Annotated in this window: 19 protein-coding genes and 3 tRNA genes; 9 read left to right on the forward strand and 13 right to left on the reverse strand. The window is 41.2% G+C overall.

Annotated elements, in window-relative coordinates; genetic code table 11:
• Positions 1–140: 140 nt before the first annotated feature.
• The 3 genes from iorA (at position 141) to NT010_00645 (ending at position 5,102) form a co-directional block, all read left to right on the forward strand.
• On the forward strand, positions 141–1,952 hold the full coding sequence (gene iorA / locus NT010_00635; protein MCX5804563.1) for an indolepyruvate ferredoxin oxidoreductase subunit alpha: 1,812 nt from the start codon (positions 141–143) through the stop codon (positions 1,950–1,952).
• Between the two features lie 8 nt (positions 1,953–1,960).
• Positions 1,961–2,557, forward strand: coding sequence for an indolepyruvate oxidoreductase subunit beta (locus NT010_00640; protein ID MCX5804564.1), 597 nt, complete (start codon positions 1,961–1,963; stop codon positions 2,555–2,557).
• Positions 2,558–2,639: 82 nt separating this feature from the next.
• Positions 2,640–5,102, forward strand: coding sequence for a pitrilysin family protein (locus tag NT010_00645; GenBank protein MCX5804565.1), 2,463 nt, complete (start codon positions 2,640–2,642; stop codon positions 5,100–5,102).
• A 205-nt stretch (positions 5,103–5,307) separates the two neighbouring features.
• Here NT010_00645 and NT010_00650 read toward each other — a convergent pair whose 3' ends face one another.
• The 5 genes from NT010_00650 to NT010_00670 form a co-directional block, all read right to left on the reverse strand.
• Positions 5,308–5,553: a cytoplasmic protein gene (locus tag NT010_00650; GenBank protein ID MCX5804566.1), complete on the reverse strand. Its 246-nt coding sequence runs from the start codon at positions 5,551–5,553 to the stop codon at positions 5,308–5,310.
• 194 nt (positions 5,554–5,747) lie between these two features.
• Positions 5,748–5,823, reverse strand: a tRNA-Ala gene (locus tag NT010_00655).
• 35 nt (positions 5,824–5,858) lie between these two features.
• Positions 5,859–7,424 (reverse strand): long-chain fatty acid--CoA ligase, encoded by a 1,566-nt coding sequence (locus NT010_00660; protein ID MCX5804567.1) that lies wholly within the window; start codon positions 7,422–7,424, stop codon positions 5,859–5,861.
• A gap of 382 nt (positions 7,425–7,806) precedes the next feature.
• Positions 7,807–8,466, reverse strand: coding sequence for an HAD-IA family hydrolase (locus NT010_00665; GenBank protein ID MCX5804568.1), 660 nt, complete (start codon positions 8,464–8,466; stop codon positions 7,807–7,809).
• Positions 8,463–9,602, reverse strand: coding sequence for an alanine--glyoxylate aminotransferase family protein (locus tag NT010_00670; GenBank protein ID MCX5804569.1), 1,140 nt, complete (start codon positions 9,600–9,602; stop codon positions 8,463–8,465). The genes NT010_00665 and NT010_00670 overlap by 4 nt, the downstream gene beginning before the upstream one ends.
• Before the next feature lie 204 nt (positions 9,603–9,806).
• Here NT010_00670 and NT010_00675 point away from each other — a divergent pair, with 204 nt between their 5' ends.
• The 3 genes from NT010_00675 (at position 9,807) to NT010_00685 (ending at position 11,977) form a co-directional block, all read left to right on the forward strand.
• Positions 9,807–11,027: a cysteine desulfurase family protein gene (locus NT010_00675; GenBank protein ID MCX5804570.1), complete on the forward strand. Its 1,221-nt coding sequence runs from the start codon at positions 9,807–9,809 to the stop codon at positions 11,025–11,027.
• A 1-nt stretch (position 11,028) separates the two neighbouring features.
• Positions 11,029–11,415, forward strand: a complete 387-nt coding sequence (gene nifU / locus NT010_00680; protein ID MCX5804571.1) for a Fe-S cluster assembly scaffold protein NifU — start codon at positions 11,029–11,031, stop codon at positions 11,413–11,415.
• A 100-nt stretch (positions 11,416–11,515) separates the two neighbouring features.
• Positions 11,516–11,977, forward strand: coding sequence for a hypothetical protein (locus tag NT010_00685; protein ID MCX5804572.1), 462 nt, complete (start codon positions 11,516–11,518; stop codon positions 11,975–11,977).
• Between the two features lie 120 nt (positions 11,978–12,097).
• Here the strand turns inward: NT010_00685 and NT010_00690 are convergent.
• Both NT010_00690 and NT010_00695 read right to left on the reverse strand, forming a co-directional pair.
• Positions 12,098–12,172, reverse strand: a tRNA-Cys gene (locus tag NT010_00690).
• 144 nt (positions 12,173–12,316) lie between these two features.
• A tRNA-Gly gene (locus NT010_00695) sits at positions 12,317–12,391 on the reverse strand.
• A 297-nt stretch (positions 12,392–12,688) separates the two neighbouring features.
• Between NT010_00695 and NT010_00700 the strand changes: the two genes are divergently transcribed.
• Complete coding sequence (locus tag NT010_00700; GenBank protein ID MCX5804573.1) at positions 12,689–13,996, forward strand: hypothetical protein; 1,308 nt, start codon at positions 12,689–12,691, stop codon at positions 13,994–13,996.
• 384 nt (positions 13,997–14,380) lie between these two features.
• On the opposite strand, the gene NT010_00705 is transcribed toward NT010_00700, so the two are convergent.
• Genes NT010_00705 through NT010_00730 form a run of 6 tightly spaced genes read right to left on the reverse strand, consistent with a single transcriptional unit; the run spans position 14,381 to position 19,183 of the window.
• On the reverse strand, positions 14,381–14,833 hold the full coding sequence (locus NT010_00705) for an SRPBCC domain-containing protein (GenBank protein ID MCX5804574.1): 453 nt from the start codon (positions 14,831–14,833) through the stop codon (positions 14,381–14,383).
• A 53-nt stretch (positions 14,834–14,886) separates the two neighbouring features.
• Positions 14,887–15,126, reverse strand: coding sequence for a hypothetical protein (locus NT010_00710; GenBank protein ID MCX5804575.1), 240 nt, complete (start codon positions 15,124–15,126; stop codon positions 14,887–14,889).
• Positions 15,127–15,146: 20 nt separating this feature from the next.
• Positions 15,147–17,456, reverse strand: a complete 2,310-nt coding sequence (locus NT010_00715) for a xanthine dehydrogenase family protein molybdopterin-binding subunit (GenBank protein MCX5804576.1) — start codon at positions 17,454–17,456, stop codon at positions 15,147–15,149.
• The gene (locus NT010_00720; GenBank protein ID MCX5804577.1) at positions 17,453–17,938 is read right to left on the reverse strand and encodes a (2Fe-2S)-binding protein; all 486 of its coding nucleotides are present in this window, start codon (positions 17,936–17,938) and stop codon (positions 17,453–17,455) included. Before NT010_00720 ends, NT010_00715 begins: the two co-directional genes overlap by 4 nt.
• A 20-nt stretch (positions 17,939–17,958) precedes the next feature.
• Complete coding sequence (locus NT010_00725; protein ID MCX5804578.1) at positions 17,959–18,822, reverse strand: xanthine dehydrogenase family protein subunit M; 864 nt, start codon at positions 18,820–18,822, stop codon at positions 17,959–17,961.
• Positions 18,823–18,862: 40 nt separating this feature from the next.
• A complete protein-coding gene (locus NT010_00730; protein ID MCX5804579.1) occupies positions 18,863–19,183 on the reverse strand; it encodes a hypothetical protein in 321 nt (106 codons plus the stop codon).
• A 311-nt stretch (positions 19,184–19,494) separates the two neighbouring features.
• Here NT010_00730 and NT010_00735 point away from each other — a divergent pair, with 311 nt between their 5' ends.
• Both NT010_00735 and NT010_00740 read left to right on the forward strand, forming a co-directional pair.
• Positions 19,495–20,517: a TRAP transporter substrate-binding protein gene (locus NT010_00735; GenBank protein MCX5804580.1), complete on the forward strand. Its 1,023-nt coding sequence runs from the start codon at positions 19,495–19,497 to the stop codon at positions 20,515–20,517.
• A 357-nt stretch (positions 20,518–20,874) separates the two neighbouring features.
• The gene (locus NT010_00740) at positions 20,875–22,887 is read left to right on the forward strand and encodes a PAS domain S-box protein (GenBank protein MCX5804581.1); all 2,013 of its coding nucleotides are present in this window, start codon (positions 20,875–20,877) and stop codon (positions 22,885–22,887) included.

The raw sequence follows: 22,887 nt of genomic DNA on the forward strand, positions 1-22,887 counted from the left end.
TGACAAAAGCCATTTTTTCTGTTGAAAATAATAATGAAATAGTCATTTAATGCAAATAATTTTGATATAAAAAGATGATAAAGGAGGTGAAAAGTTACTGTAAATAAAATTTTTTGGCTGAAAAGCCGAATGGGGGCAATATGAAAAAAGAGATAAAAGTGCTGCAAGGAAACAGTGCAATTGCAAGAGGCGCCTGGGAAGCAGGCGTAAAGTTCGCATCTGCATATCCGGGAACACCGAGCAGTGAAATATTACAGGAAATTGCCGACAATTATCCCGATATTTATGCTGAATGGTCTCCCAACGAAAAAGTGGCGGTTGAAGTTGCAAGTGGAGCGTCAATAGCAGGTGCAAGAGTTATGGCTTCAATGAAGCATGTCGGATTGAACGTTGCCTCAGACCCTTTCATGACGCTTGCCTATACAGGGATTAAAGGCGGTATGGTAATTGTTGTAGCTGATGATCCTAATGTCCACAGCTCGCAGAACGAACAGGACAGTCGCAACTGGGCAAGATTTGCAAAGGTTCCCATGCTGGAACCAGGCGATGCTCAGGAGTGCAAAGATTTTACAAAGATTGCCTTTGATATCAGCGAAGAGTTTGATACACCTGTATTGCTGCGCGGCGAAACAAGAGTATCGCATTCCGATTCTCCTGTAGTGCTTGAAGACAGGAAAGAATCCAAGATACCGATAGGGCTTGATCCGAAGAATGCAACTAAATATGTCATGGTGCCGGCATATGTCCGTGTAAGACGTAAATTTATTGAAGAAAGAATGAGAAAACTTGAAGCCTATGCAGATGGATTTAAATTTAACAAGATGGAGATTAATGATCCAAGTATAGGCATTATTGCAAGCGGTGTAAGCTACCTCTATGCAAAAGAGGTTTTTCCGGAATACTCTTTCCTGAAGCTTGGCATGATATGGCCGCTTCCAAAAAAGATGATTGCAGAATTTTATAAGAAGGTAAAGAGGGTTATCATCGTCGAAGAACTTGATCCGTTCTTTGAAACAGAGATAAAAGCTATGGGTTACAAGGTATTCCATGGAAAGGATCTGATACCTAATATGTACGAACTGTCCCCGGAGATTATTGAGCAGGCTTTGAAGGGCAAGAAGTACAAAGCACCGAAAATCAAGATAAAACCAGAAGACTTGCCAAGAAGACCGCCAAATTTATGTGCAGGCTGCTCACACAGAGCCTTGTTTTATGCATTGAAGAAGCTTGGCACTTTTGTCTTCGGTGATATTGGTTGTTATACCCTTACAGCAGCACCCCCGCTTCAGGCGCTCCACACTTGTATATGTATGGGCGCAGGTATTGGAGGAGCACACGGTGCAATGAAGGTATTCGGGAAAGAAGGGCTTGGAAAGATGTGTGCTGTTCTCGGTGATTCCACTTTCCTGCACAGCGGTGTAGCGCCTCTAATGGATGTTGTGTATAATAAGGGAAATTCCACCACTATCATCCTTGACAACAGAATAACGGGCATGACAGGCCATCAGGAACATGCAGGCACAGGTTTTACTGTAAGGCAGGAATCTACCAATATGGTCGATTATGAAGTACTTGTAAAGGCTCTGGGCGTTAAAAGCATAAAAAAGGTTGATCCTTACAAATTAGAAGAGACCACGAAAATAATAAAAGAAGAGCTGGCAAAGGATGAGCCTTCAGTAATCATCACAGTAAACAGCCCCTGTATTATGCTGAAGCGGGCAAACAGGAAATTCAAAAACCCGTTCTTTGTAATCAATGAAGATAATTGCAGAGGCTGCAAAATGTGTCTTGAGATAGGATGTCCTGCAATCAGTTGGAGAGAAGGGGCAGGGGCAACAAAGGATGGCCACAAGAGAAAAGGAACTGTGTTTATTGACAAGGGAGTCTGCGTAGGTTGTGATATCTGTACTCAGATTTGTAAATACGAAGCCATTGTTCCCGGTAAAAGGTGAGGAGGTGGATGATGAAAAAAAATGATAAAGTTACGAATATATTTCTTTCAGGTGTCGGTGGTCAAGGCACAATCCTCGCAAGCAATATTTTGACCGAGGTATTTCTTAACGCCGGCTACGATGTAAAGAAGAGCGAAGTCCACGGAATGGCACAAAGGGGCGGAGATGTTACCACCCATTTCAGATTCGGGAAAAAGGTGTACTCACCTCTTATCAAATATGGAGATGTTGATTTTCTTCTTTCCTTTGAACTCCTTGAGTCCCTCAGATATATAAACTGGGTAAAAGCAGACGGAAAGATTTTAATCAATAAGCAGGAAGTTTTTCCACCAGCAGTAAACCTTGGTCTGGCAAAGTATCCTCAAGGTGTTGAGGAAGTATTCAAAAAATACTTTAAAGAGAATGTTAATGTGATAAACGGACAGGAAATTGCAGGCAAACTCGGGAACGTGCAAGCTGCAAATGTGGTTCTCATCGGCGCCTTCTCCAAATTTTTTCCTGAAATAAAGGAAGCGGCATGGATAAATGCAATTAAGGGATTGATGAAAGAAAAGCTTCATGAGCTAAATATCAAAGCCTTCAATGAAGGGAGAAAGGCCCTTTAAGGGCCTTTTTTTTATTTTGTGTAAAGTTATCTTCCTTGCTTGTATCTTTTGCATATCACTCTTTAGCGGGACGGTGCATTCTATGAATATATTTTCATTGGATAACGGGTTGCAATATATCCTTGAACAGCAAAAAAACACTGGTGTCATAGCGGTTCAGGTCTGGGTGAAAACAGGCAGCATATATGAGGAACAAAAAATTGCGGGCATCACCCATTTTATTGAGCACCTTATATTTAAAGGCACGGATAAGGTGAAGGCCAATGAGATGGCTTCAAAAATAGAATCGCTGGGTGGCAATATTAATGCGTTTACTTCTCATGATAATACTGTCTATCATGTTGTGATACCAAAAAATGCCTTTGAAGAAGGCTTTACGATACTTGTTGATGCAGTAAAGAACCCGGCCTTTCCGGAAGATGAGATTGCTAAAGAGAAAAAGGTTGTCCTTGAAGAAATCAAAATGGGAGAAGATGATCCTCAACGGAAGCTTTTTAAAGAGCTGTTTTCCCTGAGCTATGAGGACAATCCCTATGGCAGACCTATCATAGGATACGAAGATACTGTTAAAGATATAAGCAGGGATGATATACGTCAATATTTTAAAACGCATTATACACCTGACAATATGGTTCTTGTCATAACCGGCGATTTTGAAGAGGCAAAGGCCGATGAATTGATAAAAAAACATTTTGCAGGAGATAACAGCAGAGACAAAGCAACCCTTGAAAACAAAAAGGATAATGATGTAACTGGAAACAGGGAAAAGATCAAAATTATTGAGAAAAATATAAAAGAGAGCTATCTTGCTTTTTCGTATAATGTTCCTTCTATAACACATGAAGATATACCTGCATTGGAGGTCTTGGGGACAATCCTCGGTGAAGGTGAAAGCTCTCGTCTTCAGAAACAACTAAAAAACAAAAAAGGGATTGTTACTGACAGTTCTACATACTTGTTTAACCCTAAAGGAGAAGGCTTGTTCGTTTTTTATGCAACTTTTAAAGGCAAGGATTATCCTTTGATAATTGCAGAGATAGAAAAAGAGGTTTCAGTGTTGCGAAAGGAAGGGCCAACGCCATCGGAAATACAGAAAGCGAAAAACATGATTAAGGCGTCATATGTATATTCAATAGAGACAGTTCAGGGAAAAGCAAGACAGGTAGGTAATTTTCAGACTTTAACAGGCGATCCGTACTTTGTTGACAAATTTTTGGCAAAAATAGACCAGGTTAACAGGGACGATATAATAATGGTAATGGACAAGTATATTAGTGGGAAATACAAAGCCCTTGCTGCATTGCTGCCGAAAAGTGCATCCAATCCCTATACATTCCAGCTAAAAAACGGATTAAAATGCGTCGTAAACAAAGAACAGGCATCGCCGACTTTTGCCTTTCGGGCAGGTTTCATTGGCGGAGTAAAAGAAGAAGCTCCGGGAAAGAACGGCATATTTAACGTTCTCTCCAAAATGTTGTTAAAAGGCACAAAAGACAAGGATGCAACAAAAATTGCACAGGAAATAGACTTCCTTGCCGGTAACGTATCTGCATTCAGCGGGAAAAACACTTTCGGACTTTCCGGAAAATTTCTTAGCAAGGATATTGAGGAAGTTTTCGGTCTTCTTAAGGATTTGCTTACTTCGACCAGTTTAAAGGAAGATGAACTGAAAAAAGTCAAGGAAGATGTCCTTTCTGAGATCAGGCAGCAGGATGATGACCCGGTAGGTTATACATTTATACGGTTCAATGAAATTTTGTACAAAGGGCATCCATATAGTAGAGACCCTGTCGGCAGAGAACCTGATATAGGGTCCATAAAACTTGATGAGCTTGAAGGAGTCTATAAAAAATTTATAACCCCTTCAAATGCAGTACTGGCTATATCAGGTGATGTTGATGAGAAAAAGATCGAAAGTCTTTTTCGAAAGATGTTTTCAGACTGGTCGGGCGAGGCCAGTTTTCTGCAGAATAAACCGGTTTCGGCAGTGCAGAAGAGCATACAGCATATAGATAAAGAAATAGTGCAGACACATCTTGTTTTCGGTTTTTTAGGCCCGGGCGTGCTCAGTGAAGACAGATATGCCGTAGAGGTAATGGATTCAGTCCTATCCGGTATGGGAGGAAGAATACACAAGATATTGAGAGAAGAAAAACCTTATGCCTATGCGCTGACATTTTTCAACCAGATGGCTTATGAAGTTGGCGGGATGGGCATATATATCGGGACAGATAAAAAACTGACTGAAGAAGTGCGGAAGATAGTGTATGCCGAAATAGAAAGGATTTTATCAGAAGGATTTACAGAAAAAGAAGTTGAGGATGCCAAAAGATATCTTATCGGAACACACTATATACATATGCAGGCCAACAGCGTAAAAGCTATGAGTATGTGTCTTGATACGATATACAGAGGGGAACCAGGGTATTTCAAGGTATGGCCGAAACACATTCAGGCAATAAAGAAAGAAGATGTGGATAAAGCGGCAAGGAAATATCTCTCTATTGATAAGATGGTTGATATTTCGGTAGGGGGCAGACCGTAGAGCCAGTTTATACCAATTCGCCTTCAATCATATAACTTTGTTGCCTCCTCCTCGCAATCCTCGACGTATTATATAGTACGATCCATTTGTCTTGAAAGAAGCCTGTCTTTTAGAATGAAAAACTAATAATTCGAGTGCAATGAAAAATCTTCTCAGTAACATAGAAACTTGTGCAGGATAAAAGTACTTTTGTGATTTATCTTTTCTAATCTTTGAGAAACAATTGATGATATTCAGGCTCAGTTAGATATTTTTTCAACATTTTACCTGTAATCTCAAATATCTCAGTCAAATCGTCATCGGTCATCCGTTTTAAAATTGTTTTCATCAAATGGTCATCAGAAAACTTCTGCAGATACAATTGCACTGTATTCTCATCGGATTTCCTGTCCAGACCATATCCTGAAAAACCTTCAAAAGTTTCTACGAAACGATGGGAGTGTTTTGCCATAAAAAACTCCTTACTTAATATTTTTTTACACAAACTATCTCGCAGATGGCGACAAAATAAACATGGATTGAACTGGAGTCGCATATATCCCACGACCTCAGGGCACACCTCAAAAGTTATACCTAAAATATATGTATTATCAGCCTCACAAAAAAAGAGACCATCAATAAGATGGCCTGAATATCTGAAAATAATGGTGGAGCTGAAGGGGATTGAACCCTCGACACCTTGACTGCCAGTCAAGTACTCTCCCATCTGAGCTACAGCCCCACTGACCTGATTTATAGCAATAACAGCCAGAAATGTCAATCAGTTTTGTTTTCAGTTTCCTTCAAAAGAAGCTTCTTTATTTTTCCTGATGCTGTTTTTGGCAATTTATCAACAAATTCTATATATTTTGGAATTTTATATTTTGCGAGCTTATCCTTTAAAAACTGATAAATTTCGTCAGTTGTTATAGAATGCCCATTTCTGACCACAATAAATGCCCTGCCTACCTCACCCCATTTTTCATCTGGCACACCTACAACTGCTATATCAACAATGGCCTGATGGCTGAGAAGCACTTTCTCTATCCCTGCCGGATAAACATTCTCTCCACCGCTGATAAACATATCCTTTTTTCTGTCAACAATATAAACAAAACCATCCTCATCTATCCTTGCAAGGTCGCCTGTATAAAACCAGCCATCTTTTATTACCTCGTCAGTTAAATCATCCCTGTTCCAGTATCCGTTCATGACTATCGGCCCTTTTACAACAACCTCTCCTATCTCTCCTATTTTGACATGATTTCCATTTTCATCAAAAATACCTACCTCACTATGCATCACCGGTTGTCCTACAGAACCCATTTTCTCAATTGCATTTTCCATAGGCAGCCAGAAAAGAGTGGAAGCTTCCGTAAGTCCATATACCTGGGAAAGCGTGAGGCCTTTTTTAGCGTAAGCCTCTAAGAGAGATACAGGGACTCTTTCTCCGCCTGTAAAACAGCATTTTAGAGAACTGAGGTTGTAGTCCTCTATCCTGCATTCATTAAGTATAAAGCTATAAACAATTGCAGGCAATTCCAGGACCGTAACTCTGTATTTTTCTATAGTTTTAAGTATATCCTCAGGCTGGAATTTTCTTTGTATGACAATAGTACCGCCTCTGTAAATAACTGGCGCCATTTCAACAATAAGCCCGCCTGAATGAAAAAGTGGTCTTACTACAATTCCTATATCCGCTTTTGTCATGTCATAATATATGCCTGCATTAAGGACATTAAAAAATGTCTTCCTATGCGAAAGCACTGCACCTTTAGGCGAACCCGTGGTACCGGAAGTATACATAAGTATATGCGGGTCATCGTCTCCTGCTGACCATGATAAATCAGGCTTGGTTTCAGGAAAACGCTGCAAATAATTTGCATAATCTATCGCCCAGGAAGGTGTTTCCTGTCCTTTTGAATCTTCGCCGGGCTCACAAGCAATATAGGTGTGCACATGCAATATTCTCTTCAGCTTTTCTGCATTTCCCATGAACTCATAATCGAATATAACAATATCCGCACCGCTGTCCTGTACAATTAATGTAAGTTCGGGCAATGCAAGCCGCCAATTGAGGGGTACAAGAATAGCTCCGACCCTGGACAATGCAAAAAATATTTCTATATACTGTCTGCTATTACGCATCAAAAGAGCAACTCTGTCACTTTTTTTTATACCCAGTTGAAGAAATAAATTAGACAGCTTGTTGATATTTGAATTTAATTCACAGTATTTATATGGTTTTCCTTCAGAAATTATTGCGATCTTTTCAGGTTGGATCTTCGCCCATTTTGTTATCCAATCCGCAACATTTATCAAGTTATTGCGTTCGTCTTTCATGATTCCTTACAATATATTGTATACATATTTCTTAAACGATGTCAGTAAATTATTTATGAAAGATGTTTATTTTCTATTACCGGGGCTCACGTCGCCCCCTCCACCGGCAAAGCCGTTGGAGCCACCCCCTCTCGCTCACTTTGTGAGCTATTTATCACACTTACCTTCATTTACACCCTATTTATCACACTTACCTTCATTTACACCGGGGCTCACGTCGCCCCCTCCACCGGCAAAGCCGTTGGAGCCACCCCCTCTCGCTCACTTTGTGAGCTATTTATCACACTTACCTTCATTTACACCGGGGCTCACGTCGCCCCCTCCACCGGCAAAGCCGTTGGAGCCACCCCCTCTCGCTCACATGTTTGCCTGTATGGATCTATTACGACTTAATGACTTCCAAATTGAGTATGTCCCTTATATCATCCATAATAAAGGTTGCGCCTATTTCTTCAAAATCTTCTCTTTGTGTCCTACCGGTAAGCACCCCCACAGTCATCATGCCTGCCCCTATACCGGCCATTACATCAGTGGGATGGTCACCCACCATCATCGATTCGTCAGGGAGAACGCCAAGCATACGGAGCGCTGCGAATGCGTGAATAGGATCGGGTTTGACATGTTTTGTGTCTTCCCTTGTTACAGTTACATCGATGTAATTATCTATATCAACAAAAACACGTCTTACAACATCAATGCAGGTTCTTGTAATAATACCTGTCTTTACTCCTTTAACTTTCAGATTTTTTAGTACATCTCTTGTATAGGGATAAACATCTTTATTCATTGCTGATTCAAGTTCGAGGAATTTGAGCCGGTCAAAGGCCTTTTTTTGAAATTCTTCGGCTGCTGATGTCCCATCAAGCCTCTCCTCGATCTTGCGAATCATCTCAATGATAAAATTGCTTTCTATTTTTTTTATTATCTCTTCTGTCGTGTATCTTCTTGCAATGTTCGCTATTTCCCCCTTTAAAAAGGCAAAATCCAGGCTTAATGGTGTCAACGTACCATCAAAATCAAAAATTATTGCTTTAATCATCATAAGTCTTTTAAGCAGTCCATTGCCCTTGCAACGCCTGAACCCATCTGAAACTTATATCCCAGGTCTCTCAATGTAAATTCAAGGGCAGCGATAGCAGTTATAACATCATATTTGTCTGCATAACCAAGGGTCGCAATCCTGAAAGCCTTGCCTTTTAACTGGCCCTGTCCTCCTGCTCCGGTAACTCCATACTTTTTCCAGAGCATTTTATAGATTTCCTGACCGTCAATCCCGTCAGGCGCACAAATGGCAGTTACAGCAGGGCTAGGGTCTTTTGCGAATATTTTTAAACCTATTGCTTCTGCCGCTTCACGAGTTGCCCGTGCAAGACCGTCGATCCTCTTGTAAGCATTTTCAAGTCCTTCCTCCCTTATAATTCGCAAAGACTCCCTTAAACCAATAATAAGTGAAATTGCAGGAGTAAAATTGGTTTGATTTTTCTGCAAATTTGCAAGTTCTTTCGCCCAGTTAAAATAAAACTTTGGAATTTTTGATGTCTTATTAAATTCCCATGCCTTATCACTGACTCCTGCAAAGGCAAGGCCCGGAGGGAGCATGAGGGCTTTCTGGGAACCGCCGATGAGAATATCAATATTCCAGGCATCCATGGGCAATTCAAATATGCCGACGCCGGTAATGCCGTCTGTAACCATCAGTGTGCCTGGGTATTTTTTTACAATAGCCGCAATTTCTTTGACAGGAAATCTTGCCCCTGTTGAAGTTTCAGTAGCCTGCATATATACAGCCTTTGCATCAGTGTTAGCTTCCAGAGTTTTTTCTACAACAGCAGGATCAAGGATATCTCCCCAAGGGATATCTATATTTATTGCTTCAACACCGTAGGCCTTACAAATATTGGTCCATCTTTCCCCGAATTTTCCGCTTCGTATACATATAGCTTTATCTCCCGGGGAGAGCATGTTTGTTACGGCACCCTCCATCGCGCCGGTGCCGGAGGATGTAAATATCAAGACCTCATTCTTCGTTCCAAAGAGGTATTTAAGATTTAACCTTACATCTTCCACCACTGTCTCGAAAAGAGGATTTCTGTGGTGAATCATCGGCTCAGCCATTTTCAGAAGCACTTCCGGCGGTATTGCAGTTGGTCCGGGTGCGAGCAGATATCTTTTTTGCACTGTTACCTCCTCAATTAATAAGTTATGCTAAAATACTTAAAATAATTGTTATTTTTACCAAAATATCGTCAAAAACACAAGAAAAATGCTGTCTCCTCCATCTTAAAATTACATAGATTTTATGATACAGGAAGGATTTACAGAGCTGCTGTGTGCAATTCAATTAAGGTTCACAAAATAATTTTATTGTGTTATATTTCCAACATGGATAGGATATATTTAGACCACGCATCAACAACACCTGTAGACCGACAGGTGCTTGATGCAATGCTGCCTTATTTCATCGAACAATTTGGAAACCCTTCATCAGCCCTTATCGAGGAAGGCGGGATGCCGAATAAGGCCATAGATGAGGCGCGGAATAAAGTTGCAAAACTCGTGAATGCAGAAAAAGAAGAGATTATCTTTACCGGCTCAGCCACCGAATCGAATAACTTAGCCATAAAAGGATTGGCACTTGCCAACAAAGATAAGGGGAAGAAGATACTCATTTCGGATATTGAACATTATTCTGTTATGAATCAGGCAGATTTCCTAAGAAAATTTGGTTTTGAAGTTGATTTTATAAAGGTAGACAATTACGGCATAGTTGACCTCGAAGACTTAAAGAACAAGTTAACTGATAATACAATACTTGTATCAGTCATGCATGCCAATCTGGAAATAGGAACAATTGAGCCTATTGAAGAAATTGCTCTGTTTTTAATGGAACGCGGCGTATTACTACACTCAGATGGCACAGGAACTTGTGGCAGAATACCGGTTGATGTAAAAAACCTGGGCGTTGATACAATGACCATATCTCCTCATCAGTTTTACGGTCCTAAAGGAGTTGCGGCCCTATATATGAAAAGAGGTACAAAACTTATATCTTTTATACAGGGGGGATCTCAGGAAATGGGTTACAGAGCAGGTACAGAAAATGTTCCTGGAATTGTCGGTTTTGGCGAGGCTGCCCGTATCGCTATGGAAGAGATGGACGAAAGAGTGGAAGGATTAACAAGATTATCAAGGAGGCTATGGGATGGCCTTGCATCATCCATAGAATATATACATTTCACAGGTCATCCGACTAAGAGATTGCCTGGTCATACAAGTTTCTGGATTGAATTTGTTGAAGGTGAATCCTTACTTTTATGGCTCAATCTGAACGGAATTGCTTCAGCAAGCGGTAGCGCCTGTGCTTCAAACATGATGGCGGTTGACGAAACAGGCTTGAGGGCATCACATGTGCTCACCGCAGTGGGTGTGCCACCGGAGATATGCAGCGGTTCTATTTCTTTTTCTCTTGGAAAGGACAACAAAACAGAAGAAGTGGAGCACGTCCTTTCTGTTATACCGGGCATTGTAAAACGGCTGATGGGGATGTCGCCTCTTTACGAAAAAGCCAGAAAATCAGGAATAAGTATGGGAAAGGAGGTATAAAATGGCAAAAGGGCCATATAGTGACAAAGTGATGGACCATTTTATGAACCCGAGAAATATGGGCGAGATAGAGGATGCTGACGGTGTAGGAGAGGTAGGAAATCCGGCCTGTGGTGATGTTATGAAGCTATATCTGAAGATCGAGGGCGATAAGATAGTAGATGCTAAATTCAAGACCTTCGGGTGCGGTGCAGCAATTGCATCAAGCAGTATGACAACGGAACTTATAAAAGGCAAAACGATAGATGAGGCGCTCCGCATATCGAATGAAGCCGTCACAGAGGCACTGGGAGGCTTACCACCGGCAAAACAGCACTGCTCGGTTCTTGCAGAAGAAGCTCTAAAAGTTGCCCTTGAGGATTACAAAAAGAAAAAAGAGCAGGGCTGAAGACAAACATATATTCAGTCGACCCTTTTTCTTAAAACAGAAGGGTTATGAACCTGTTTTAAGCTGAGTCTAACAACCTGATATCATGGAGATAATATATATGAAAACTGTTAATGTTATATCTACAATATGTATTTGCATGCTCCTTGTTCTACTTGTTGTAGCTCCACTGTATGGAAAAGACGACAATATCAAACCTAAGGAGCCTGGCGTTTATATTAAAACAGACGAATCCTTAATCAGGCTTTTGCCGAATATGGTTTTCAATGAACAAGGGTTACTTTTTATTGAAAGCAATAACCCTGCACATTTTTTCCTTAAGAATATTGAATATTTCATCGTATTTGGCAAATATAACATAGATATACTAACTCTTAACCCCCTTCTCTTTTTCCAGGCATCTTCTGTAGGAAAGCCTCGTTTCGCTTTTGGAAAAGACATAGAGATTGACATTAAAAATAAAAGCAGTGATCTTTATATTTTAAAGCCTAAGGCGTTAATAGGTAGAGGCTACTATTGCATCTGGATTGAAGACACCGTGTGGGATTTTGTTATTGAATAAAGATTGATAAATTCTTCTGACTATATCTTTATGATTGCTGTTGTTTTCCCTGAAAATAGATTTTCATTTCTTTTTGTTCCGGCAGATCGTCATAAGTGTTTGATTTGGGATTGGAATAATTGGAGGCGGCATCCGGATTTGAACCGGAGAATAACGGTTTTGCAGACCGTCGCCTTACCGCTTGGCTATGCCGCCGCTTAACTTTAGTAAATAAGAATTAATTTAGTTATAGTGAATAGCTTAATCTTTTTGATAAGTTACTAACGACTATTCACTAATAACTATCGACTGACTTTTCTCGAGCGGGCAATGCTTTAACCCGCGACATTTTATTTTTTTTGGAGCGGGAAACGGGATTTGAACCCGCGACTTCAACCTTGGCAAGGTTGCACTCTACCGCTGAGTTATTCCCGCGTGTGTTTTATATAATATAAACCAAATCGTATGTCAATAAAAAGGATAATGCCAAAAGCAGTTCCGACTCAATTTCCCCGATTAAAACACTTAAGATGAAAAGCTTTAGCATAGCAACGGTTTTGAGCTTTTTAAGAGTTCATCACCATTTCTTAAAATATTTTAATTTTTTTCTTGACAAATATTTGCATCATTGCTATAAATTAAAAATATTTAATAAAAGGAGGTGAAGTGCTTATTTTCAATAGTTTTCCTAATAGTAAATTTAGTAAATTAAAAACAAAAACGGAGGTAGGAATGAAGAAGATTATTATTATTATGCTTGCTTTATTTCTTGCAGTACCTGCAATTACCTATGCAGGAAGCGCAACAAGCAGGTGGGACGTAACGATTGGCGGTTATATAGAGTTTGAGACAGGCTACAACACTCAGAATATAGGTTCTGCTCTTCTCGCTGCCCAGAGGACTGGCTACATGTCAAATCAGAACATGCCCGACGAAACAGGCAATTTTTTCATGAGTGCCGCTCAGACAGAACTTAACTTCCTAATAAAAGGTCCGGATGCATGGGGCGCAAAGACAATGGCCTTTCTATCCGGTGATTTTACCGGGCAGTGGGCGGCCGTCAATGCTGGTTCATTTGACATGAAATTTGCATTCATGAAACTCATGTGGCCGTCATCAAGCCTTACTATAGGTCAGCTCCCTTCGCCTACCAGTACGATGCCGACCTGGTCTGGCAATGCGTTTAACTTCTCTACAGTAACCGCATATAACAAGGGGACTCCGAATACACAGCAGATAATGTTCAATCAGATGTTCGGCAAGAATTGGGCCATAAATATTGGCGTGATAAACAGCGGTAATATGAATGGTGGTGGCCCAGGCGGAGCACCAGCCGGCGCTAATTTAAGCGGAATGCCCTTTTTAGCCGGTGATATCACATGGTCCACCGATTCCTGCGGAACTGTAGGTCCCTGGAAGATGCTCTTCAGCACCGGTGGATTTATCGGAAAAACAAGGACACAGTATATTTCACAGGCCAGTACCGCTACTACTGTACAGAAAATTAGCGACAAAAACCTTACTTCCTGGTTATGGGAAGCAAAAGCTATAATCCCCGTAATTCCCCAGAAGAAAGAAAATAAGGCAGGTGCGTTTTTGGCAGCATTTAGTGTCTTTACTGGTCAGAACACGGGCAATCAGCTCAATTTTGCACCCAACAGTGGCGGCTTCGCTTATGCTTATGGAAATGCTATTACCGCTGACATTGCCGCACCGACTATATCAGGCGGTTATGCACATCTTCAATATTACTTAACCAATAATGTCTTTGTAAACGGTTTCTACGGCTATATGGTTCAGAATTGGAGCCAGGCTCAGAGTCCTAGTGCTGCTGCTGCTGCTGGTCTTGCAGAAATACGGAACAACCAGCAGATTACTGCCAACATCATGTACGATGTCAGTCCTGCACTCAGGGTAGGTTTTGAGTATATCAATGTTTACACACGCTATGCAAACCTAGCGAATATCGCCAACGCCAACTTTTATGACACGAAAGGCATAAACCACAGTTTCAGAATCGGCGCTATCTATTTCTTCTAAGAAGAAACAGCAAAAGCATTTAAATGGGGAGCTACAAGCTCCCCATTTTTTTATTAATGTCTCTTGCACCCTATTATTGATGGTCTTTTTCCATATTCTTTCTTTTCAATCCATCATTCATAAAAACATATGATTGCCGTTCACGCAGAACATCGAGAAAGATATAAGGAATACTTAATGAACTCCTCCCAATGTGCGATTCATTACCCATGTTAATCTAGTCTATACAGGAGAGTTTGACCGTTATTTTCTTCTAAACCTGAAGCACTTTAACACCTTCTCTAAAAAGCAGATTCAGTCTTTTAAGGTACACATATGAAAAAAACAACAGGGTTTCTCGATTGAGAAACCCTGTTGTTTTTTTCATACTTCTTGGAAAAGGTTTTATACTATTGCTTTTAACTTTTCCTGAAGGTTTTTTGTGAAATCCTTTTCGACATCTTTTGCCTTTGCTCTCATAATCCTGTCGCCGAACATGGCAAGTTTGCCAACAATACTTACATCAGACTTGTATGCAACTTCAACTTTGCCTGGTGATACTTCTTTAAGATCTACAGAGGTCTTGTTCTTGAAATGACCAAGCTTTGTTACATCTTCGCCTTCTCCTTCAATCTCAAGGTGCGTCGGTTTCTCAACTTTGGTCATCCTGTTTATGAACTTCAGTTTTGCTGTAATAATACCGACCTTCTGCTTTACAATGCATTCATAGGAATTATCGTCAATAATCCTGACTGATTCTGTTCCCGGTATGCATGTCATGATACTTTCCGGTTTCAGCATAAAATCAAACAACTTATCAATTGGTGCATCTACCGTAAAACTTCCCTCAATAACCATTAAAACCTCCTTTTCATAGAAATAATCTTCATCGCTATCTTTCTGATTACCGTTTACTTTTTTGGACGTGTTTTTTCAATGACATCGGCCAAAATCTGATAGCTCGCGTTTCCAGGGGTTGTTGCCTGATCAATTAAAAGGTCTATGAATGACAGGCCCTGAGCATTAACCCACTCTCTGTGAGGCTTATCGCCTGTGCCGAACATATGTCTGGCACAATCTATTGCACTGCCTGTTTTTGCTTTTTTACCGCATACAGGGCAAATTACGGGATCATTTGTCGGATCGCTCATGTTTTATTCCTCCTCGTTTATTATTTCCCTTGTGCTTCTTTTTCTTTCTTTTCCTTTAAAGCATTGAGAATCATCTCAGGCCTTACAGGGCATTCCTTCATTTGTATGCCAAAACGATGGAAAAGCGCATTGCCTATTGCTGCGGCAGTCGGGTTGGTAAGACCTTCGCCGGCTTCTTTTGCACCGTATGGTCCTTCCGGCTCGTATGTGTCAATCTCTGCAATGTTTGCCGGGGGCATCTCTGTGGAACGGATCATCTTGTAATCCACCAGGTTCGGGTTCATTAACTTGCCGTCTTCGTAGGGCATGTATTCAAGGTAACCATAGCCGGCAGCCATGGAGAATGCACCTTCAAGCTGACCGATAAGCCCGAGATGGTTGATTGGCTGACCGCAGTCATGAGCTGTCATACTGTCGACAAGCGTGATCTTCCCTGTTTCCTCATCAACCTCAACCTCAACACCCTGAAGCATGTAACTGTATGCCGGGGAGATCATGCCTTTACGGTGAGGTGTATAGTAGCCTCTGCCGACAATCCTCTGACCGTCTTTACCGCGGAGCGCCTTCCTTACTAATTGAACGAATTCTTCACCTCTTTCCGGGCGGGCAATGGCATGTACCCATCCGTCTTTTATATCAAGGTCGTATACAATGTTTAATCCTGACTGCGCGTATGCGAACTCAAGAAGCTGTTTTTTTGCACTTTCTGCTGCCATCTTTGTAGCATTGCCTGTCATAAGGGTCTGTCTTGAACCCCATGCGCCGAGATCGGCAGGACAGTGATCGGTATCGCCCGAATGTACTTTAATATCTCCTACTTTAACACCCAGTGCCTCTGCGCAGATAATGGCCATTGTCGTATTTGAACCCTGGCCTATTTCCTGTGCGCCTATATGCAGTTCCACAGTTCCGTCCTGATTAATGGTAACTACTGCAGAGGAGAATGAGTAAGGGGTGTCAAACCAGTTGAAGATACCGCCTGACATAAAACCACAGGCAGAGAGGCCGATAGATCTATTTGCCGGCAATTTGCCTTTTGATGCGATCCATTTTTTGATTTCATCGTAGCACTGATCAATGCCGCAACTGGCGATTGTTGCCTGGCCCGGTACTTCGTAGCCTTCATAGTGGGAGTTTTTTCTTCTCATTTCTATAGGATCAAGCCCAAGATCAGCGGCGATCCATTCGATCTGCTGCTCCGAACACCACATAGCCTGAGGAGCGCCGAAACCGCGCATTGATGTAGATGGCAATGTATTGGTGTATACCCTGTAGCCATCATACCGGTAGCCCTTCCATCTGTAAGGGAAAGAGTGAAAAAAGCCTGTAAGGTAAAGCGCTGTTGCACCCATACCCGTGTATGCGCCGCCGTTAGTAAACACCTTGGCTTCACGGGCACAGAAGGTGCCGTCTTTTTTCACGCCGGTCCGCACATAGTAGAACATGGGGGTACGACGCTTTGTAGCAATGAAATCCTCTTCTCTTGTATAAATAATCTTAACAGGTCTGAAGAGCTTCATGGAAAGTATAGCGCTGCAGAAGATTGCGCCGTCGAGTTCAAATTTGCCGCCGAAACCGCCGCCGACATACTGAGCTATGACACGCACATCGCCCTCTCTCATCCCGAGTACACCGGCCATAAGTGCCTGCATATAGTAAGCAGACTGGTTGGATGAATAAATGGTCATTTTTTTCTCAGGAGTATAACTTGATACGGCTGCGCGGGTTTCCATACACATATGTGCCTGGCCGCCGCACTTGAACCAGTCTTCTCTGACATACTCTGCTTCATCAAATGCTTCTTCCACTTCGCCCCACTCGATATGGCGGGTAACATTGATATTACGCTCGAATCCTTCATGTATTTCAGGTGCATCTTTCTTTATAGCGTCAAGCGGTTCATAAACTCCCTGGAGTACTTCATATTCGACATCAATATAGTCAAGAGCTTTTTCTGCAATTTCTTCGGTTATGGCAGCTACTGCTGCAACAGGCTCACCAATATAACGGACTTTATCGACGGGCAGTATCTGCTCATCGCAAAGGTCTTTGTAACGCCGCCATATACCCTGTTTAATTCCCAAGGTATCCTTGCCTGTCACAACACCATAAACACCTGGAATCTCCATCGCCCTGCTGTAATCAATATTCAGAATTTTTGCATGAGGGTGCGGGCTGCGTAGAATTTTACCATAGAGCATACCCGGCAGCTTAATGTCGAAGGTATATTCTGCCCTGCCGGTCACTTTTGCTACGCCGTCTATATTATGGACATGGGTATTTAGTACCGTGAATTTTGAGTGTGGGTTGATTACGGTGTATTTGTTCATGATTTTGCCTCCGTATATTTACCTTTTGCCGCTCCATCTATTGCCCGGACAATGCTATTATAGCCGGTGCAACGGCATATATTTCCTTCAATGCCTTCTTTAATCTCCCGTTCGGTAAGACTCTTGCTCTCATTGAGCAATGCCTGTGCAGACATAATCATACCAGGAGCACAAAAACCGCACTGGTAGGAACCGTTATCAATAAATGCCTTCTGGATAGGCGCCAGTTCTCCGTTTACTTCCAGCCCTTCAACAGTGGTTATCTGGTGACCCTCTGCCTGTACTGCAAGTACCGAACATGACTTTATGGCCATACCATCGATCATTAATGTACATGCACCGCAGGATACCGTATCACATCCCCTTTTTGTTCCTGTTAAGCCTATATGATCTCTTATCGCTTCCACTAAAAGTGTTTTCGGGTTTATATATAGCTCATAATCCTGCCCGTTTACATTGAGCGTTAGTAATTTCTTTTCCATATTCTATCCTCCTTTCTCGGTTAGCCTTTTGCTTGTTCCCAGGCCTGTTTCAGCATCCTCTTTGTCAGTACACCCAGTATATGCCTTCTATGCTCCTCTGAACCATGGATATCAGCAACAGGCTCACTGTCTTCGGATGCTATTGCGCCTGCTTCAGCAAACAGTTTTTCATCATATGCCTTTCCAATTAACAAATCTTCAATTCTCTTCACCCTTTTCGGTGTCGGGCCGGCATTGCCGAGAACAACACGTACATCTTTACATTTACCTTTGCCGTCAAGTGTAACAGCCGCAGCAGTTCCAACAATGCCCATATCGCTGTCAAGGAGGTTGAATTTCTGATAGGCTGCACCGGATTTCGGCTCAGGAGCAGGTACATGTACTTCCAATACCAGTTCATGATCCATGACTGTTTCAAAATAGTCGACAAAGAACTCATCAAGCGGTACTGTTCTTTCGCCTTTTGCGTTTCCTATCTTTATATTTGCCTTTAATGCGATCAGGACAGCTCCGGGGTCTCCTGCAGAATCTGCATGTGCAAGATTGCCGCCGATGGTACCCCAGTTTCTAACCTGGATTGAGGCAAGCTTGTTCTCCATTGAAACCAATACAGGATAGTGTTTCTTAACCACATCGGATTTTTCAATGGTACGGTGAGTTGTTGTAGCGCCGATTCTCAGCCCATCTTTAGCATTGAACTTGATATAATCGAGTTCCTTGACATGCTTGATATCAAGCATGTATTCCGGGGAAATCATTCCCTGCCTCATTACAATAAGTAATGACTGGCCGCCGCATATCACCTTGCAATCTTCATGCTCAGCATACATGGCAAGCATTTCCTTAAGCGTACCAGGCTTTAGGTAATTAAAATCGTTAATCATAGTCCTCTCCTTTCTTTCATTATTGTCCTCTTCTGCTCTCTTATTGCTTCTCTTTTTTTTCTTTTCTTTGCCCTTCCCTCGTTTTCAGCTTTTTTCCCACTTCCGCTATCTCCCCCGTTATATCTTCAACATTTTGTATCCACTTCGGACTCATGTGGATATCATCCGGCATCCCGAATTTATTGTCCTGGACCTCATGCTCCTTTTTGTATTGAGCCTTTAAATCATCAATCTGGCTTGGTCCAAGGGACACACCACGATACTCCTTGGAAAAACACAGATAAAAATGTCTTCCCCTGTATATGGCACATTCAGTGCAAACCCCTTTTGAAATCGGACATGTCATCTTTATTTTTGCCATGAAAACTCCATGAAAACTCTATTTTCGAAAAGATCAACTATAAGTGAAATTATTTACAATATTTATTAAAATGTCAAGATATTTTAATATTATATTTTTACCATAATAAACTAATCATTTACAACACACTGTAATTTTAACAGTTATTTAATACTTTATTTGTTTACTATAGTGAACACAATAATGATGACCCTAAATAATTCTTTATTGCAAAAAATAAATAATTATTGTATACAAATATTATGTTGACAAACAAGTTATAATTGCTATTAATTTAGGGTAAGTAAGTAATTTAAGAGGAGGAGTTAACCATGAAAGGCAACTTATTTTATCGTTTTTTTCTTTTAGTATTATTTGTATCTTTCTGTCTTGTCTCATTCCCTGATGGCGCAGCAGCACAAAAGGTAATTTCACTTAACTATTCCAACTTTTTTCAGGCAGGTCATAAAAACAGCATTGTTTCAGAACAATGGTGCAAAGAGATCGAAAAAAGGACAAACGGCAGAGTTAAAATAACATATTTTCCTGGCGGCACACTGACACCGGCACCTCAAACTTACGATAGCGTAGTAAAAGGCATTGCCGATATCGGTTTTAGTGTTCTCGGTTACTCAAGGGGAAAATTCCCTATGATGGCAATGATTGATCTGCCTCTTGGCTATAAGAGCGGGACAGTTGCAACTAAGCTTATAAATGAGTTCTATAAGAAATTTAAACCGAAAGAACTCGACGAGGTCCATGTTTTATACTTACATGCCCATGGCCCCGGCATAGTGCATACCAAAAAGCCGGTATATAAGCTCGAAGACCTTAAAGGTATGAAAATAAGGGCTCAGGGAAGCGTAGTGCCTATCGTACAGAAATTAGGCGGCGCTCCGGTTGGCGCACCGATGCCTGAGACATACGACGCATTACGCACAGGCGTTGTTGAAGGATCTATGGCTCCATTTGAAGCCCTTGAAGGCTGGAAATGGGGTGAAATCATTAAATCCACGACCGAGTGTTACGGCTCAGCCTACACAGCAGGCATGTTTGTTGTAATGAATAAAGCTAAATGGGATGCTCTACCTCCTGACATACAAAAAATATTTAACGAAGTTAGCGCTGAGTGGTTAGAAAAGCAGGGAAAAGTCTGGGATGAAATCGACAAATCAGGCAGAGAATTTACTTTGAAAAAAGGAAATAAGGTCATACCATTATCAAAAGAAGAGGATGCGAGATGGGCAGCAGCCGTAAGACCATTGCTCGATCAGTATGCAAACGATATCAAGGCAAAAGGTCTTCCCGGCGACGAGGCATTGAAGTTCTGTCTTGACTTCCTGAAGAAGAACTGATTAACCCTGTAATTAAATTAAAGAGGGATGCCCAGCATCCCTCTTTTTTTATACACTAATTTATTCGCAATATTTTGTTTTTTTGTTATTAACCCGAATATGTCACTGTCAACAGTGTTGGGTTGTCCTAAGCAAACCATCGTGAGGTGAGTAAGCCCGGTCTTTGTCGCTCAGCACTTCCCTCGCGATTAAACCCTTGCATAAGCAAAAGTTCCAAACAACTCCATCAGGTTCACTATTGAAACAGCCTCCATGCCAGAGGACATATCCTGTGCCCTCTAATACTGATGGATTACATAATTATTATCTTGTGTGCTATAATTAAATATATTTTTTGAAAGATTCAGGTAAATTGGCATGAATGATGAAGAAAAAACCAGAGAAGAGCTTTTAAAGGAGTTGCAATGGCTGCGCTACTCTCTTAACACCATAAAAGCAAAAGAGGAAGAGTATAACAAATTAGAGGATGAACGAACAAAATATGAAGAGCTTGTGCATATTTTACTCAATTCAAACCCTGAGGCTGTTTTTTTAATAAATAATCAAGGGAAAATAACCCTTGGAAATGAAGCTGCCGGCAATAGACTAAACATGGGCAGAGACGAACTTATTGGCATGGAGCTTCTCAGCTTTTTTACACCGGAGGCTGCTAAAAAAATAAAAAAACACATTGATGAAGCATTTTTTACAGGTAAAATAGTCCATTTTGAAGATGCCTATAATAGCAAATATTACGATAACTATCTTTACCCGGTTTTTAATCCTGAAGGACAGGTATCAAAAGTTGCAATGTTTTCCATGGATACCACCGAAAGAAAAAATGCAGAAAAGGCATTAAAACAGCTTGAGAAAAAATATCGTATAACATATGAAAATGTCATAGAGGGAGTTTTTCAAACAACGCCTGAAGGTCGGTTCCTTAATGTAAATAATGCCCTTGCCCGCATATTGGGCTATAACTCGCCAGAGGATTTAATTGATACTGTTGTTGAAATAGCCTCGGAGTTTTTTGCAGATCCAAACCGCCGCAGTGAATTTCTACGATTGTTGCGAGAGCGTAGTCTGATTTACAATTTTGAAGCCCAGATGCATAAAAAAGACAGAAGTATGAACTGGGTGTCTATAAACGCCCGGGCAATTCGTGATAAAAAAGGAAATATTCTTTATTATGAAGGTACTGTTGAAGATATAACAAAAAGAAAGAGGCTTGAAGTTCAACTCATCCAATCACAAAAAATTGAAGCAGTTGGAAGGCTGGCTGGCGGAATGGCGCACGATTTCAGCAACCTCCTCACTACAATCATGGGAAATTTAGCACTTCTTATTTATAAAATTAAGCCGGACGATTCAGGCTATAAAGAAATTGTAAGCATACAGGAAACATCCGGGCGTGCCCTTAAGCTATGCCAACAGCTTCTCTCATTAAGCCGTAGTCAGCTTCTAAAACTAAGCGACATCAATTTAAACGATATTGTCCTGAAAATGGAAAAGATGTTGAAACGACTCCTGGGTGAAGACATTCAATACGATCTTTTTCTTGATCCTGACATTAGCTTGATAAAAGCAGATCCATCACTGATAGAACAACTTGTTTTAAACCTCTCAGTAAATGCAAGGGATGCAATGCCTACAGGCGGAACTTTAAGCATTACAACCATTAATAGACATTTTGATGCCGATTATTGCCGTACAAACAAGGACATGCTCCCTGGAGAATATGTTCTCCTGACAATTGCCGACACTGGCACAGGAATACTCCCATCAATATTGGCACATATCTTTGAACCCTTTTATACTATCAGGCCGGATGGGATAGGGTTGGGACTTTCCGTTGTTTATAGTATTGTTAAGCAATTTGGCGGCAATATATCGGTGGACAGCGAGGAAGACAAGGGGAGTATTTTTACAATCTGTTTTCCTGCACTGGTGCCAGATAAAGAAACTGCGGATGCCTCTTTGCCTCCTGCGAACTCTTTAATTTTATCCGGAAAAGCAACAATACTGGTGGTAGAAGATGAATCGGGTATATTAAATATGGTAACAGATGTACTGGAAGGTTTGGACTATAACGTTATTGCCGGTATCAGCGTCGATGATGCAATTTCAAAAGTTGAAGCAAATGAAGGCCCGATAGACCTACTTATAACAGATGTGGTTCTGCCGGGAAAGAAGGGTACGGTACTGGTGGATATGCTCAAAGCAAGATATCCACAAATGAAGGCCATACTCATGTCCGGATATACAGATGAGCGTATACCGCATGAAGAAATACTCAAAGGTAAGGTGCATTTTATCTCTAAGCCCTTTACCCCTTTTGTGCTTGTAATGAAAGTTCAGGAAGTTTTAGGAGATTCTCAGATAATACTCTGA

It is taken from the genome of Pseudomonadota bacterium, from assembly GCA_026388275.1.
Lineage (GTDB): Bacteria > Desulfobacterota > Syntrophorhabdia > Syntrophorhabdales > Syntrophorhabdaceae > JAPLKB01.